11 protein-coding genes, 2 pseudogenes and 1 riboswitch are annotated in these 15,051 nt (G+C 53.3%); of the genes and pseudogenes, 4 read left to right on the top strand and 9 right to left on the bottom strand.

Features of this window, described 5'->3' with window-relative positions; genetic code table 11:
• Window positions 1-9 precede the first annotated feature (9 nt).
• Entirely contained in the window at window positions 10-2,025 is a 2,016-nt protein-coding gene (locus H6F59_RS11660; protein ID WP_190699266.1) for a response regulator, read from the top strand.
• Window positions 2,026-2,454: 429 nt separating this feature from the next.
• On the top strand, window positions 2,455-3,261 hold the full coding sequence (locus H6F59_RS11655; protein WP_242021392.1) for a carbonic anhydrase: 807 nt from the start codon (window positions 2,455-2,457) through the stop codon (window positions 3,259-3,261).
• Window positions 3,262-3,557: 296 nt separating this feature from the next.
• Here H6F59_RS11655 and H6F59_RS11650 read toward each other — a convergent pair whose 3' ends face one another.
• Window positions 3,558-5,258, bottom strand: a complete 1,701-nt coding sequence (locus tag H6F59_RS11650) for an NAD(P)H-quinone oxidoreductase subunit 4 (protein WP_199325733.1) — start codon at window positions 5,256-5,258, stop codon at window positions 3,558-3,560.
• Window positions 5,259-5,410: 152 nt separating this feature from the next.
• Between H6F59_RS11650 and H6F59_RS27625 the strand changes: the two are divergent.
• Window positions 5,411-5,527 (top strand): annotated as a pseudogene (locus H6F59_RS27625) (BrnT family toxin); the annotation flags it as partial.
• A gap of 19 nt (window positions 5,528-5,546) precedes the next feature.
• Window positions 5,547-5,721: pseudogene (locus H6F59_RS27620) on the top strand (BrnA antitoxin family protein).
• 339 nt (window positions 5,722-6,060) lie between these two features.
• On the opposite strand, the gene H6F59_RS11640 reads toward H6F59_RS27620, so the two are convergent.
• The 8 genes from H6F59_RS11640 to H6F59_RS11605 all read right to left on the bottom strand — a co-directional run bounded on the left by H6F59_RS11640 (window position 6,061) and on the right by H6F59_RS11605 (window position 15,036).
• Window positions 6,061-6,219 (bottom strand): hypothetical protein, encoded by a 159-nt coding sequence (locus H6F59_RS11640; RefSeq protein ID WP_190699941.1) that lies wholly within the window; start codon window positions 6,217-6,219, stop codon window positions 6,061-6,063.
• A gap of 128 nt (window positions 6,220-6,347) precedes the next feature.
• Entirely contained in the window at window positions 6,348-6,797 is a 450-nt protein-coding gene (locus H6F59_RS11635) for a surface-adhesin E family protein (protein ID WP_199325732.1), read from the bottom strand.
• Between the two features lie 3 nt (window positions 6,798-6,800).
• A complete protein-coding gene (locus tag H6F59_RS11630; RefSeq protein ID WP_190699263.1) occupies window positions 6,801-7,520 on the bottom strand; it encodes a hypothetical protein in 720 nt (239 codons plus the stop codon).
• Window positions 7,521-7,667: 147 nt separating this feature from the next.
• A complete protein-coding gene (locus tag H6F59_RS11625; RefSeq protein WP_190699261.1) occupies window positions 7,668-9,287 on the bottom strand; it encodes a 2-isopropylmalate synthase in 1,620 nt (539 codons plus the stop codon).
• 330 nt (window positions 9,288-9,617) lie between these two features.
• The gene (locus H6F59_RS11620; protein WP_190699257.1) at window positions 9,618-10,556 is read right to left on the bottom strand and encodes a hypothetical protein; all 939 of its coding nucleotides are present in this window, start codon (window positions 10,554-10,556) and stop codon (window positions 9,618-9,620) included.
• Between the two features lie 621 nt (window positions 10,557-11,177).
• Window positions 11,178-12,515 carry an ArsB/NhaD family transporter gene (locus H6F59_RS11615; RefSeq protein WP_190699254.1) on the bottom strand — a complete coding sequence of 446 codons (1,338 nt, stop codon included), beginning with the start codon at window positions 12,513-12,515 and terminating at the stop codon, window positions 11,178-11,180.
• 106 nt (window positions 12,516-12,621) lie between these two features.
• A riboswitch (cyclic di-AMP (ydaO/yuaA leader) is annotated at window positions 12,622-12,775 on the bottom strand.
• Window positions 12,776-12,827: 52 nt separating this feature from the next.
• Window positions 12,828-13,874 (bottom strand): glycosyltransferase family 2 protein, encoded by a 1,047-nt coding sequence (locus tag H6F59_RS11610; RefSeq protein ID WP_190699249.1) that lies wholly within the window; start codon window positions 13,872-13,874, stop codon window positions 12,828-12,830.
• A gap of 67 nt (window positions 13,875-13,941) precedes the next feature.
• Entirely contained in the window at window positions 13,942-15,036 is a 1,095-nt protein-coding gene (locus H6F59_RS11605) for a UPF0104 family protein (protein ID WP_190699246.1), read from the bottom strand.
• Between the last annotated feature and the right edge of the window lie 15 nt (window positions 15,037-15,051).

The raw sequence follows: 15,051 nt of genomic DNA, 5'->3' as shown, positions 1-15,051 counted from the left end.
GGATGCGTGATGTTTGTGCCCAGCGAAACCATTCTGCATATTGACGACAACGAAGCCAATCGTTACATCGTGAGGCGAATTTTGCAAAATGCAGGGTTCGCCGTCGTAGAAGCGGCGACGGGATTCGCAGGGTTAGAGGCGATCGGCTTACATCAACCAGCGCTGATCATTCTAGACGTGAAATTGCCCGATCTAAACGGCTTTGAAGTCTGTCGCCAGATCAAAGCCGACCCGCTAACTCGCTTTATTCCGGTGCTGCATCTCTCAGCCAGCTTTGTTAAAAGTCAAGATAAGGCAGAAGGATTAGACAGCGGTGCCGATGGTTATCTAGCCCAGCCGGTTGAGCCGATTGAACTCTTGGCGACGGTGCGATCGCTCTTCCGAATTCGACAGGCAGAAGAGTTAGCGCTAATTTCAGCGCGGGAATGGCAAACTACATTTGATGCTATTAACGACAGTGTTTACCTGCTCGATCAGCAGGGTGGAATTTTGCGCTGCAATCAAGCCGTGATGCGGCTTTTGGGTAAGCCGGCTGAAGATATTTTAGGGAAAATTCACTACGAGTTGATGAATGACACCTTGGGAGTAGGGGACGGCACCTGCTTTTACCGCGCTAAAGAAACACACCAGCGTCAAATATTAGAACTGCAAAGTCAAAAACGCTGGTTTGCCAAAACAATGGACCCGGTGCTAAATGAATTTGGCACCTTCACCGGTGCCGTGCTGACTTTGGTAGACATCACAAATCGCAAGCAGATTGAGGATGAACGCAAGCAGGCAGAAATTATTCTGCAAGAGCGCAATCTACGCCTAGATGCACTCTATGAAACGACTCGTGAGCAAGCGGATCAACTGCGGCAGGCCAATCGCATCAAGGACGAATTTCTGGCGGTCTTATCTCATGAGTTGCGATCGCCCTTGAACCCCATTCTCGGCTGGGCAAAAATACTACAAACGAAACAGCAAGATGCGGCAAAAACGCAGTACGCGCTGGAAACAATTGAGCGCAACGCTAGATTACAAGCTCAGCTAATCGAAGACTTGCTTGATGTTTCTCGTATCCTTCAGGGCAAGCTGAGCTTAAACACAGTTCCAGTAGATTTACCGTTCACAATTAAATCTGCCCTTGAGACTGTGCAACTCGCGGCTGAAGCAAAATCCATTCAAATCGAGACAACCTTTGAACCCAATGTTGGGCAAGTTCTAGGCGATTCTGGTCGCCTACAGCAGGTCATTTGGAATTTAATCTCCAATGCCGTTAAATTCACGCCCCAGGGTGGAAACGTGCAGGTGCGGTTAGAGCAAATTGAAGCCGTTGAAGAACACGTCACACCTCCCCACCGCCCCGTTACCTATGCTCAAATCACGGTCAGTGACACTGGTAAAGGCATTACCGCTAGCTTTTTACCCTATGTCTTTGACTATTTTCGGCAAGCCGACAGCACAACGACTCGCAGTTTTGGGGGCTTAGGGCTAGGGTTGGCGATCGTTAGCCACCTGGTTGAACTACACGGCGGAACCGTTCAAGCTGCGAGTTTAGGAGAAGGGCAAGGCTCAACCTTTATTGTGAGACTTCCCATTATTGCTGCCTCTAAACTCGACTCAAATCAATCTTTGTCTCACAACCGTTCAGAGTTACATTTCAACGGATTGCGAGTACTTTTTGTTGATGATGAAAGAGATTCACGAGAGCTAGTTAGTTTTTTGTTAGAACAGCAGGGGGCAACGGTTACCCAGGTAGGGACGGCCCATGAAGCGTTAAGTCATCTGCAGCAAGCAGAGTTTGATCTGCTCATCAGTGATATTGGGATGCCCGATATGGATGGTTACGGATTGATTCGCCATATCAGGGAACAATCGTCCGCTCAGAGCAGAGATATTTTGGCGATCGCCATCACTGCCTACGCTGGAGAAAGCAACCAGCAAAAAGTATTAGCAGCTGGATTTCAGCAGCACATTACTAAACCAATTGAGCCAGAAACACTGCTGAAAACGATTTGGACGCTAGTGCAGAAAGAGGGTTAATGTTGCTTGGTGGCTGTGTCGCCGGAATAGGTGAAAGGTAGGGTGGCTTCAGATCTCAACCTACGGATACCGATTACTGAAGGGTTGTTGATGCGATCGCTCTCCGTTGACCGTGTAACAGCACTTTACTTACCGATGCAAACTTTTATAGGTTGCAAGATCAGAAGTTACCAAATAAGCACTATTCAGAATGAATATCCATCGTAATTGACAAACAATACTCCTCCACCAGGGAGTTAGACATCAAAAGTAACAGATAAAGCCACCAAGCTAGGGGCTTATCTATACAATACCTAGCGTTTAATACATAGTTGGCCGCCTGTCTCATCAGAGTAAGCGCTTGAGTTTAAAGATTTGCTTCAACAGCAGTTTTTGTGTCACCTGTACATAGAAGATTCAGTTTAGGAGTGGGCTTTAACCCATTTTTGCTTGTCCAAAAATGCTTTCGTTGTTCAAGACACAATCATGAGAAAATCCTCGGATCAACAAAGGTTTTCGAGAAGAAACCTTCTTCAATTTGGTGCAGGGCTGGTTGGCACAGGTTCGGTAACAGCCTGGTTAGGAACGGGCGCATTAGCCCAAGCTGTTGAACATCGGTCATCCCGTACTAAGCAAGCCCAAGCCGCTAAGGCCGATCCTGGAAGTGCCCATTCCCAGGGTGCTTTGACTCCTGATCAGGCGCTGGCAAAACTTATGGAAGGAAACCAGCGATTTGTTGAAAGCAAGCGGCTCAACCCCAATCAAGATGCTGCCCGTCTAGCTGAAGTTGCGTCAGGACAAGCGCCCTTTGCTGCTATTTTGAGTTGTGCAGACTCACGAGTAGTGCCAGAGATTGTTTTTGATCAGGGAATTGGCGATCTCTTTGTCGTTCGTGTTGCTGGTAATATTGCCATCACTGAAGATATTGCTAGTGAAGAGTATGCGGTTGGTGTCTTGGGAACCCCCCTACTGGTGGTTCTAGGACACGAACGATGTGGTGCCGTGGCAGCGGCTCTGGAAGGGGGAGAATTACCAGGTGTCATTGAATCACTGGTGTTTGCAATTCGACCAGCCGTTCAAGCCTCGGAGGGAAAATCGGGCGATCGCCTCACAAACGCAATCAAGTCAAATGTGAGCTTACAAGTACAGCGACTACAAAACTCATCTGTAATTGCTTCAGCCCTACAAGAAGGTAAACTCAAAATTGTGGGCGCCTACTATGACCTGAATACAGGCGAAATCAGTTTAGTCGACTAAGGCACACAAAAGTAACTGCTGCAAAATGCGGTTGCAGCTAATAACCCGTTTGAACCCGACCGTTGAGGGTTGATCGATGAAGTGTTCAAGCCGTCTGCGGTGGGTCAAGCGGAACGTTATGATACTCAGTCGCTGATGTAAATTAAGGGGGCACACAGTGGAGCGCCCCCTTAATGTCAAAACCTACACCAGCGCTTTGCGCTTGAAGGTGTCTAGACCGGCGTACTTGGCCCTGGCGCCCAGCTCTTTCTCAATGCGCTGGGCTAACCCTGACTAGCGTGATTGACGGGCTTCGATTATTTGACAACACCCAAGACATCCGCAGATTGAGCGGCTGAGATCGCCGAACTCCATCGCCCCTGCGCCAAGCGCTGCAGCGTATCTGGATAGGTCTCATGATACGCCGTCAGCACCTGGGAGTTAACCGCCATCGACTTTACGTCATACATCTGGGTCGCCACTTTGGGATAACACCCGATCGCAATAATCAGCCCCAGAAAACAAGCCGCAATAAAAATCTCCCGAGAACTGGCATCCCTAAACTCTGCCTCCTCTGGCAAGATACAGTCCGTGCCAAAACAGTTTGCCTCTTGGTTACCCTGGGCCTTCAAATCTAGGTCATCCAGATCACAGGCAGGCACCAGGTCACACATTTGATCAGCACTGGCCCCATGAAACACCTGCCGCACCATCGACAGCAGGTAGATCGGTGTCAGAATCAACCCTACTGCTGCCAGAAAAAGGGCTACCGAGCGAAAGGCCGGACCATAGATGTCCGATGTGGCCAAGCCGACCAAGACCTCCAGCTCTCCGGCAAACCCACTCATTCCAGGCAAAGCTAAGGATGCCAGTGTCCCCATGGTGAACAGAGCAAACACGGTGGGCATGGCCTGCCCCAACCCACCCAACTGATTCATCATCATCGTGCGGGAGCGATCGTAGGTAACGCCTGCCAAGAAAAATAACACCGACGCAATCAGCCCGTGGGACAGCATTTGCAGCATCGCCCCACTCACACCCAAATCAGTGTAGGAAGCAATCCCTAGCAGGACAAACCCCATGTGAGAAATTGAGGAATAGGCCAACCGCCGCTTCATATTGGTTTGTGCAAAGGAGTTTAGCGCCCCATAGACAATGTTGACTACCCCTAAAATCACCAACGTCGGCGCAAAATACACATGGGCATGGGGTAATAGTTCCAAGTTCAACCGGATCAGCCCATACCCCCCCATTTTCAGTAATACTCCTGCCAAAATCATGGATACAGGAGAAGAAGCTTCGCCGTGGGTGTCCGGTAGCCAAGTATGAAAGGGGAAAATTGCCAATTTGACCCCAAAGGATACTAGCAGTCCAGCGTACAAAAACAATTCCAGTCCTAAAGGAAACTGCTTTCTCCCTAGTTCAGCCATATCAAAGGTGAGCGTATCGCCATAGAATCCCATTCCTAGAGCTGCCACTAAAATGAAGATCGAAGCCAGGGCCGTATACATCAAGAACTTCGTCGCTGCATAGTCCCGATTTTGCCCGCCCCAAATGCATACCAGCAAATAAACTGGCACCAGTTCCACTTCCCACATGATGAAGAACAGAATCAGATCTTGGGCCAGAAATACCCCCAACTGGGCAGCATACAGAATCAACATCAATGTATAAAACAGGCGCGATCGCCGATTTACCTGCCAGGCAGCAAACATCGACAGCGTCGTCACAAAGCCCGCTAACAGGACTAGCGGAGCCGAAATACCATCCACCGATAGCGCCCAACTCAAGCCCAACTGCGGTAACCAAACCACCTTTTCCGCCAGTTGGAAGGTCGCCTGGCTCGCATCGTAATGCCGCCAAAAGGTGTAAGACATTAGCGCAAAATCAGCCGTGCCAATCCCCAAGGCATACCAGCGGACTGTCTTGCCGCTTTTATCAGGTATCAAAGGAATGAATAACGCGGCTACCAACGGCAATAGCACGATCACGGTCAGCCAGGGGAACTGCTCTATCATAATGAGAATAAATACCTATCCATTGGGTTAGGAACATTTTACGCAACTGTGAGACTCGTTTTCTATCAATCCTTCGCTAATTTTCCATAGACTTAGCACTATGCATTTAGCGTGGAAATGGCTCACTCCCCTCTTTCTTGTGGCTCGCTTGCCGAGGGCGAGTGGTTGCCGTTGTTCATACAGAACGTGAGGATTGCACCCGTATTACTTCTACAAGAAAAGCGCCAAAATATGAACAACGAACCTATTTCGAGCAACTCTTAAACTGATTGGCAAGGATTAGATGCGATGAGCGATCAAGAAGTGACCCGTCAGATTGTCGAGAGATTACACCAGACATGTTTGCTAAGGCAGTAGCGCGGCGGGTTTACCTGCTACAAAAGCCAAGGCTCAAGTGACACTCCGCATTGATAGCGATGTATTGGAATGGTTTAAGTCTCAAGGGCGGGGCTATCAAACATAGATCAATCAATTGCTACGAGCATATATGGAAGCTCATCACTAACTGGCAGATTGGACGTTGCAGTTAGAGACGACGGTTGCTGTGGCATAACAATCCCAGTGCAGCAGATTGTTGGGAGAGGCTGATGGGACCCAAAGATTACTTGCAACCGCTGGCTGAGAACGTTATCACACCCAAACTACGCAGTCCCGATTCTCAAAGAGCCAAACCTTAGGGACGTTTGAGCAGCCTAGTCGTAGACTTCATAACCGTCGCTCTGCCCTGTCAAAATTGAGGGTGGGAGGCTGAAACAGTGCCATTAGGAACCTCTCACAACAGCTCCCATTTTTCCTGCGGCTTTTACAGCGCAGCCGTCACCATTTCTCGCTGAAGATGGACGGCTTGCCCGGTCTGCAACACCGTGTGCAGCCGGTTGAGGGCGTGCAGATAAGCGTGGGCCAAGGCCACCACAATATCGGTATTTGCCGCGTGACCCGAAAACACTCGGGGAGTGCTCACTGCGGGCACCTTAGGTATCCGAGATGTAGGTTTGTTGGAATCTGCGATCGCACAATCTCTAGGTGTATGAAGAACTTGAGCATTTATTAAGTCAAAGTTCTTTCATCTTGGGCTGCACTATAGCGCCCTCATGATGAGGCAGGTGGTGCTGCCTGGGGTTGGTCACAGACAAAGCGCAAGACGGCTGCTGCGCTACTGCCTGCCTGAGGTTGCGTCAACTGACCAGCATCCCCATAGTTAATGCGCTGAATTACCTGCCCATCCTTGTCACGAGCAATGATTTGCCTAATCCGAGAAACACTGCCTGCACAATCGGCAGAGCGATACAACATGACACTATGCACAGGTTGCTCCAGCTCAACCCCGACAAAGGCGTTGTTCGGTTCAGGGAAGTCGCGATGTTCCCAGTACCAAACAGCTCCATCCCTTAATTGAATAGAGTTACGCTCTACTAGGAAGCGATCGCCCACAGCATTTTGCGTCACCTCAACCCAGTCTACTGAACTAGACTGAGCCAGCGCACCAGAAGCACCGACAGCAGAAATGATCGCGGCCAAACCAACAATCAAAGTTTTCATAGGTTATTGGGGGTTAGGCTCAGGTTGACTACCAGACGCATCTTCAGAAGTGCCCGTGCGATACTTTTCAACATTTTGGATGGCTTGCTGGGCAAAGGAATTATTAGGACGTTCATCTAATGCCCTTTGAAAATAGAGCAGCGCGGTTTCATAATCGCGTTGCTCTGTGGCTTCATATCCTGCCGCCATATAGCGATCAAACTCGGATGACTGAGGCGGTCGTTGTGCCGAAGGCGGGGAGGATTGAGGCGCCGCTGCCGCTGCCGTTGTCTCCTGCTGCCCCTCATAGGCCGTCACGACCTTCTGAACATACTCTGCGATTTCAGAACTGTTGTACTGAGACGGGTCACCCCGCATCCACCAGGCAGCAGATCGCCGCACCGCTAGCATTTCATTGTTACCGCTGGCGCCATACTCCTCTGCCAGCACATCTCGCATCACACATGTCACAACCGAACGGGCAACGTCTGGGCTAGCCTCAAACTCGGTCGGTGAAAGCTCTCGACCAATGCATGACTTTGACCACCGGGGGATGTTTCCTGGCATAATCTGCCAGTCACTATAGAGCCCGTCATCGGCACGTCCCGTTTGAGGGGCTGCTTGACGAAGCGCCTCGACCAAGGCTACAACTTGACGCTCTGAAACTTGTGCCTGGGCTGGTAGCGTTCCAAATGCCAGGATGGCGCTAAGGCTGACGATTAGCTTGCCAATGGATACTCGCATAACTATCATCCATCCCAAACTGGTTCTCAGACTGGATCTTACATTTATTATTTGAGGATTGTCATTTGTCGTTTGTTAGTTGTTTTTTATACAGGAATAGGCATAACCCCCTTAGTAGCGAATCAGCTCCAACTTGCCCCGTAGTTTTTACAATGAAGCCGTCACCGTTTCCCGCTGAGGATGGATGGCTTGCCCAGTCTGCAACGCCGTGTACAGGCGGTTGAGGGCGTGCAGATAGGCGTGGGCCGAAGCCACCACAATGTCGGTATTCGCTGCGTGGCCCGAGAAGACGCGATCGCCGTGGCGAATGCGAATGGTAACTTCCCCAAGGGCGTCGATGCCCTCAGTCACCGACTGCACCGAAAACTCGATCAGCTGGTTGGGAATATCGACCACCCGGTTGATCGCTTTATAGACCGCATCCACTGGGCCGGTACCGATCGCAGCATCCATCAGCTCTTGGCCTTCGGGGGTGCGAATAGTGACAGTGGCGGTGGGCTTAGCGCTGTCGCCGCAGGAAACCTGCACCAGGTCGAGGTGAAAGTGCTCGGGGGTCTGCCGGCTTTCGTCGTTGACGATCGACTCAATATCCCAATCGGTAATTTCTTTTTTCTTATCGGCCAGCTCTTTGAACCGCAAAAAGGCGCGGTTGAGGGCCTGGTCATCTAGCTCATAGCCCAGCTCTTGCAGGCGGGTGCGAAAGGCGTTGCGGCCCGAGTGCTTGCCCAGCACGATCTGGTTGTCGGTGAGACCAATGGAGGTGGCATCCATGATTTCGTAGGTGAGCTTGTTTTTGAGCACACCGTCCTGGTGAATGCCCGACTCGTGGGCAAAAGCATTGGCCCCTACGATCGCCTTGTTGGGCTGCACAAACATGCCGGTCAGGTTCGATACCAAGCGCGAGGTCTTGTAGATCTGGCGAGTATCGATGTTAGTTAGGGGTTCCTCCGACTCGGCGGGGCGACCTAGGAAAGGGTTGTAGAAGGCGCGGCGCACGTGCATGGCCATTACCAGTTCTTCGAGGGCAGCATTCCCAGCCCGCTCGCCGATGCCATTGATGGTGCATTCGAGCTGGCGCGCCCCAGCCTTCACCGCCTCAAGAAAGTTGGCCACCGCCAGGCCTAAGTCGTTGTGGCCGTGGACGGAGATTACGGCCTGGTCAATGTTGGGCACGTTGGCTTTAATGCCGCGAATCAGGTCGCCAAATTCACTCGGCGTCAGGTAACCAACGGTGTCAGGGATATTGACGGTGGTGGCCCCAGCGGCGATCGCCGCCTCCAGCACCTGATACAAAAACTCGGGGTCAGAGCGGCCCGCGTCTTCGGGCGAAAACTCGACATCGTTGGTGAAGGTCTTGGCGTAGGCCACCATTTCGGGAGCGATCGCCAGCACCTCGGCGCGGCTCTTGCGCAGCTTGTACTCCATGTGGATGTCGGAGGTCGCGAGGAACGTGTGAATGCGCCCCTTCACGGCGGGCTTAATTGCTTCCCCGGCCCGCTCAATGTCGCCCTTGGTGGCACGGGCCAAGCCGCAGATGGTGGGGCCGTTTTCTGTACCAACTTCTCGGGCAATCTTCTGCACCGCCTCAAAATCGCCAGGGCTAGCAAAGGGGAACCCGGCTTCGATAATGTCAACTCCCAACCGCGCCAGCTGTTTCGCAATCACCAGCTTCTCTTCGACGTTGAGGGTGGCCCCAGGAGACTGCTCGCCGTCCCGCAGGGTGGTGTCGAAGATTAAGATGCGATCGTGGCTGGGCGGGTTGCTCATGGTGACTCCCACTGAGTAGACGACAAGTGCTAAATCGACGGTAGATTCTTTTCTGGAAGCTAGCCACCGACAAGTGATCCGGCTCCGGAGCAGATCAGGCAAATGTATCGGTTCTAACTATTCTACCGGCACAAAGTCGGAATCGCTACGACTTAGCCCTAAACTTTTTGAGCGATCGCTGACACAGCCGCTGCTTCTAGACATTTTTGCCAGAGGACTTCTACCCCCTCTAGAAACAGGACTCCCGTGCCGGTTCGATCGCGATCGAACCGGCACGGGAGTCCTATGTGAGTAACAGATTGGCCCTAGAGCCCTGCTAACTGGAGAGCGTTAGTCTCTCCAAGTCTCAGCTTGCATTCTCAGGATTTGGTTGACGCTGTTGATGTAGCCCTGGTCATCCATAAGGTCACTGCTGATGTAGCCCTGGTTGATCGCAGCTTCAACGATGTTTTGACCTTCGGCAGTGCCATGGCGCGCTTTGTAAACCGAGTAGCCTTCTTCGCTGCCTGCGTCTAGCTCGCCCCTAACGGCCATGTAAGCCAGCTGGAAAGGGCTCACAAGATCGCTGGAGAGAGATGCGCCCATGCCCATGCCCATGCTGTCAAACTCAGCGCTGGGCGCAGAGGTTTGCCCAGGAGTCCGCATCTGCCCAGAGTTCGGCGATTGTCTGGGGACTTGGTTGCCCGGAGTTTCGTTGGGGTAAGCTTCCGGACTCTGCCCAGGTACTCGCTCAGGCGCTTGGGTAGGAGCCTGTCCAGGATTTTGGCCCTGACGAGGAGTTTGCATCTGTCCAGGATTTTGGCCCTGCCCAGAGTTCGGAGACTGTCTGGGGACTTGGTTGCCCGGAGTTTCATTGGGGTAAGCTTCTGGACTTTGCCCAGGTACCCGCTCAGGCGCTTGGGTAGGAGCCTGTCCAGGATTTTGGCCCTGACGAGGAGTTTGCATTTGTCCAGGATTTTGGCCCTGGCGAGGAGTTTGCATCTGCCCAGGATTCTGGCCCTGGCGAGGGGTTTGAGTTTGTCTAGGAACTTGGTTACCCGGAGTTTCATTGGGGTAAGCTTCTGGACTTTGCCCAGGTACCCGCTCAGGCGCTTGGGTGGGAGCCTGTCCAGGATTTTGACCCTGGCGAGGAGTTTGCATTTGCCCAGGAGTTTGGCCCTGACTGGGGGTTTGAGACTGCAAGGTCCCGTGGGTATCGGCAAGGACAGCAGGAGCAACTGCCCCAGCTAGAAAGAGGGCTGAAATCGTTCCTATGGATAGTCTTTTCATGACGGACCTCAAATTTGGATCTTGTACAAGATTCGCGATGGCTTTTTAACGGCAAAAGAATCTTGGCTTGTGACCCAGAATTCTGCGCCTCTTGCTTTTTTGATGGTTCTTTCTAAGCTGAGAAGGTTTGAGCCTAGAAAGACAGATCGAAAAAGCGAGAGATTAAACTCTAAGCTTCACAAGCTCTCAATCCAACCTAAGGATAATTTTATAAAGTGAAGTCGCTCGCAAGGAAGAGATGATCCCCCTAAATTTGACAGATCTACACTTAGACTAAAAACCATAAAAAAATTATTCGCTTACTAAAAAATGTGGTCGCTGATAAGGGTCGTGCGATCGCCCCAAAAGCATCTACCCCTCGATAGGATCTTAGAATAACTGTTAGCTACTGTGGCCAAATTGGCTCTCCTGTAAATAATTCACACCCTCATAAGGAGAGGCTTTTGTTTTAAGCACAGATAAATTTTCTCGATAGGTTCTACCATTTGATACTTTTTAAAGCTGCAAAAGTAAGGGTGCATCACCCAGTGGGGTAACGCACCGTTAATACAGTTAGCTGCCTGTAGACGATCACTCGGCTCGGCTCTAGCCCACAGATGGAATTGCTCTGGGTCGAGCCACCTACAGCAGGAATCGCATGCCCACGTAGGCGCTGATAGTAATCAACTGTAGCGCCATGATCGGCAGGCCATAGTTCAAAAACTGTCGAAACGAAATCGGCTTACCGTGCTGTTCAGCAATCCCCGCCGCCACAATGTTTGACGATGCGCCGACTAGGGTGCCGTTGCCGCCCAGGGTCGCGCCAAACATCATGGCCGCAAACAAAGGCAAAATCTCGGGCGAAATCTGCCCGGCAAAGTCGGGCGACAGCAGCTCCGGCCCGGCCAAATTGACGTTGACCAAGTATTCCTTGAGCAGGGGCACCATCGCCACCACCAGGGGAATGTTGGGAATCAGGCTGGAGAGAATGCCAGTGACGAACAACAGCAGCATCGAGCCTAGGGCGATGTTCTTACCAATTACAACCCCCAGCAGCCCTGAGGCCGAGCTGATCACCCCAGTTTCTTGCAGGCCGCCAATCAGCACAAAGACGCTCATGAAAAAGATCAGCGTGCTCCAGTCGACATCGCGCAGAATGTTGTGCACGGTGTCGATGCCGCTGTGGTGGGTGAGCAGCAGGCAGAGAGCGGCCCCCAGCAGAGCGATCGTAGGGGGAGAGACTGGCACTGGCAGGCTTTCGCCCACTACAAAGAGCCCCAGCACCAGGGCCACAATCAGCCCACCCAGAGCCAGCATGCGGGGATGGTTGACGACCGGATGAGGCAGGTGGTCGAGGTCATCGAGCTTTTTATTCCAGGTGTTGGGAAAGAGGATAGGCAGCATGAAGACGATAGTGGCGATCGCCACTACGCCCCCCAGACTGAGCTTGGTGAGATATTCCAAAAAGCTCATGTTAATCGCGTCGCCCACAATGAAGGTGGCCGGGTCGCCCACTAGGGTGAGCAGGCCGGCGCTGTTGGCCACAAATACCATCAAGATCAGCAGGGGTACGAAGTTGATGTTGAGCTCTGCCGCCATGGGTGGAATCAGCGGCGCCAGCAGCATGACGGTGGTGGCATTGGGCAGCATGGCGCAGATCGGAGTGGTAATAGCCACAATGCCCAGCAGCAGCCGCTTGCCCTCCCCGCGGGCCATAATCACCATTTGGGTAGCTAAATATTCAAAAATTTTGGTGGGTTCAAAGGCCCGCACCATCACCATCACCCCAAAAAACAGCGCCAGGGTGGCGTGGCTGTTGCCGATGTAGCCAATGGCTTGCTCAAGAGTCAGCACATGAAAAAATATCAGCAGCATTGCGCCCAAGAGGGCCGCAACGGTGAGGTGCATGCGCTCGGTGGCGATCAGGGCCAATACCCCAAAAAAGACCACCGATGCGGTGATCTCAGACCAGGTTTCCATAGCCTGTCTCCTGTTGTGGTGCTAAACGAAACCCTTAGACAAAACCTTTATCGAGGGTGTTAACTATCCTAGGAGAACTATGGATAGCGTTAGAAAAAGCTTCCAGATGTTCTCTCCCAAGGCCGACGGAGTTAGCTGACGGGCGAGAGGTGAGAGAGCCCCTTCTCTGGCGATGCGTTTCGCCCTGAGATAAGCCCCAAAAGTTGGTTCCTCCGCATCAGTCAACTCTCAACGAGCGCTGACTTAGGCCGCGTAACCATTGAATTGACTGCGAATTTGGCAAATCTGCCCGAAATCAACAATTTGTAAGGCTTAGGGGCCGCTAGTTCCAGGGTTGACGGGAAGGGCCAACCCCGGGGATGAAGCCTTGCTGACCACCTCACGCACCCGGTAAATGGGGCGCTGCTGCGATTCGTGGTAGGTGCGCATGAGCAGTTCGGCCAGCAGGCCAAAGCTAAACAGCTGAATGCCCGCCAGCACCAGCACGACAACGAGAACCAGCAGGGGGCGATCGCCAATATCCTGACCGGCCAAAATCTTCACCAGGGTGAGATAAATTCCCAAGGCAACGCCCAACGCCATCGACGCCAGCCCCAAGCTGCCAAAGACGTGCATGGGCCGGGTGAGAAACTTCTTCATAAAGTAGACGGTAAGCATGTCCATCACCACGCGCAGGGTGCGGCCCAGACCGTATTTGCTGGTGCCAAAGCGGCGGGCGTGGTGGGTGACGGGCATCTCGGTAATGCGGGCCCCTTCGATAAAGGCCAGAGCGGGCAAAAAGCGGTGCAGCTCGCCGTAGAGGTTGAGGTCGCGGATCAGCTCGGCTCGGTAGGCCTTGAGGGAGCAGCCGTAGTCGTGCAGCTCAACCCCGGTGACCCCAGCAATCAGCCAGTTGGCAATTTTGGAGGGAATTAGCCGGGTAAAGGTGTTGTCTTGGCGGTTTTTGCGCCAGCCGCTGACCAGGTCGTAGCCCTCGTTGAGGCGATCGAGCAGGCGGGGAATGTCGGCGGGGTCGTTTTGCAGATCGCCATCCATGGTGATGACGATTTGGCCACGGGAATGGTCAAACCCGGCAGCCATGGCGGCGGTTTGGCCGTAGTTGCGGCGCAAGATCACGGCGCGCAGCTGGGGATATTGCTGGGCCAACTCGCGTAGGCGATCGCTCGATCCGTCGCTGGAGCCGTCGTCTACCCCCAAAATTTCGTAGGTGTAGCCCAGCCCGTCAAGCGCTCCGGCGATCGCTGCCACTAAGGCAGGTAAGCTCTCGTACTCGTTGTAGACTGGCACCACCACCGAGATGTCGATGGGGGGCGTAAAGGTCGGCAGTGCAGAAAGCGAGGGGGAATGGGTAAATGTCATGGCAGCTTCAGCACAACGGGTGAGACCGGCAAAGTCGATAATCTGTGCCGTCTAGGCAGACAACAATTTATTTGAGTGTACTGGAAAGGCCCTGCCCAAAAGTGGCTAATGCAGCACCCAGAACCTCGGCCAGGGTGCTGACCACCCGATACAGCACCACAGCGCTGAGCACCACGGCAGCAGAGAATTGTCCTTGAAGCAGACTGAGGGCGATCGCCTCAAACACGCCCAGGCCACCCGGTGCGCCCGGCACCACTAGCCCCCCCAGCCAGGCCAAACTAAAGGCGCTGATGGTGCTGGGCCAGTCGCTCGCCGCCAACGGTGTCACGGCCCTGAGCACCAGGCAAAAGCCAAGGCCGCGTAGGGCTACGTAGCCGAGCTGGCCGAGCAGGGGTTTGAAAGGGTAGTGGCGAAGGCCGGGAGTGGAGGGAGATGAGGGAGAATTTTCGGCGTTGCTTAACGCAGGTATGATTTGCCCCCCCGCCCCCCCCAAATTAGGGGGAGGCAGAGTCTCAAAGTCCCCCAGAATTGGGGAATTTAGGGGGCCATGCAGAGTCTGGAGGTTTTGCCGGTTCATGCCTCGATTCAGCAACGCCGAATCTTCGGTAGGTGGGTGGGCAGCTTTGGAGCGGCTGAGGCGATTGACTAGAGAATTGAGCCAGCGGGGGGAAAGGGTGGCGAGGACAATGCCCAGGCCCAGAAGCTGAAAGGGCCAGTAGTGAGTGGGAGTGGCAATGCCCACGACTAAGGCGGCGGCGGCCATGAGGAGGGGTTCTAGAGCGGTGCCGATGATGGCGGGGCCGTTGTCGACCCCTGCATGGCGCAGGGCACGCACTCGGCCAAAGAAGTGCCAGACGTTGCCGGGCAAGTATTTCAGCAGGTTGGTTTGCAGGTAAACGAGAACGCTCCAGCTGCCGGTAATGGGCTGTTGCAGAGCTTGCAGGGTCCAGCTCCACACCCAGCCAGCCCAAATGTGGGCCAGCAGCGTCATGCCGAGGGCCACTAGCAACAAGCTCCAACCCTGGACGCCAATGCGCAGGGCGCTAATCTCAGCCCAGTGACGCACCAGGGTGTGGAGTAAGAAGGCGATCGCCGCACCCACCACTACCCAGCGAGCTAAGGGCTTTAGGCGCGTTAGCCAAGCAGCATGCAAAAACGACAAGGGCACCCCTCAAAC

It is taken from the genome of Nodosilinea sp. FACHB-141 (assembly GCF_014696135.1).
Classification (GTDB): domain Bacteria; phylum Cyanobacteriota; class Cyanobacteriia; order Phormidesmidales; family Phormidesmidaceae; genus Nodosilinea.
Note: the sequence above shows the minus strand (reverse complement) of the source record. Positions and strands in the feature narration are given on the sequence as shown.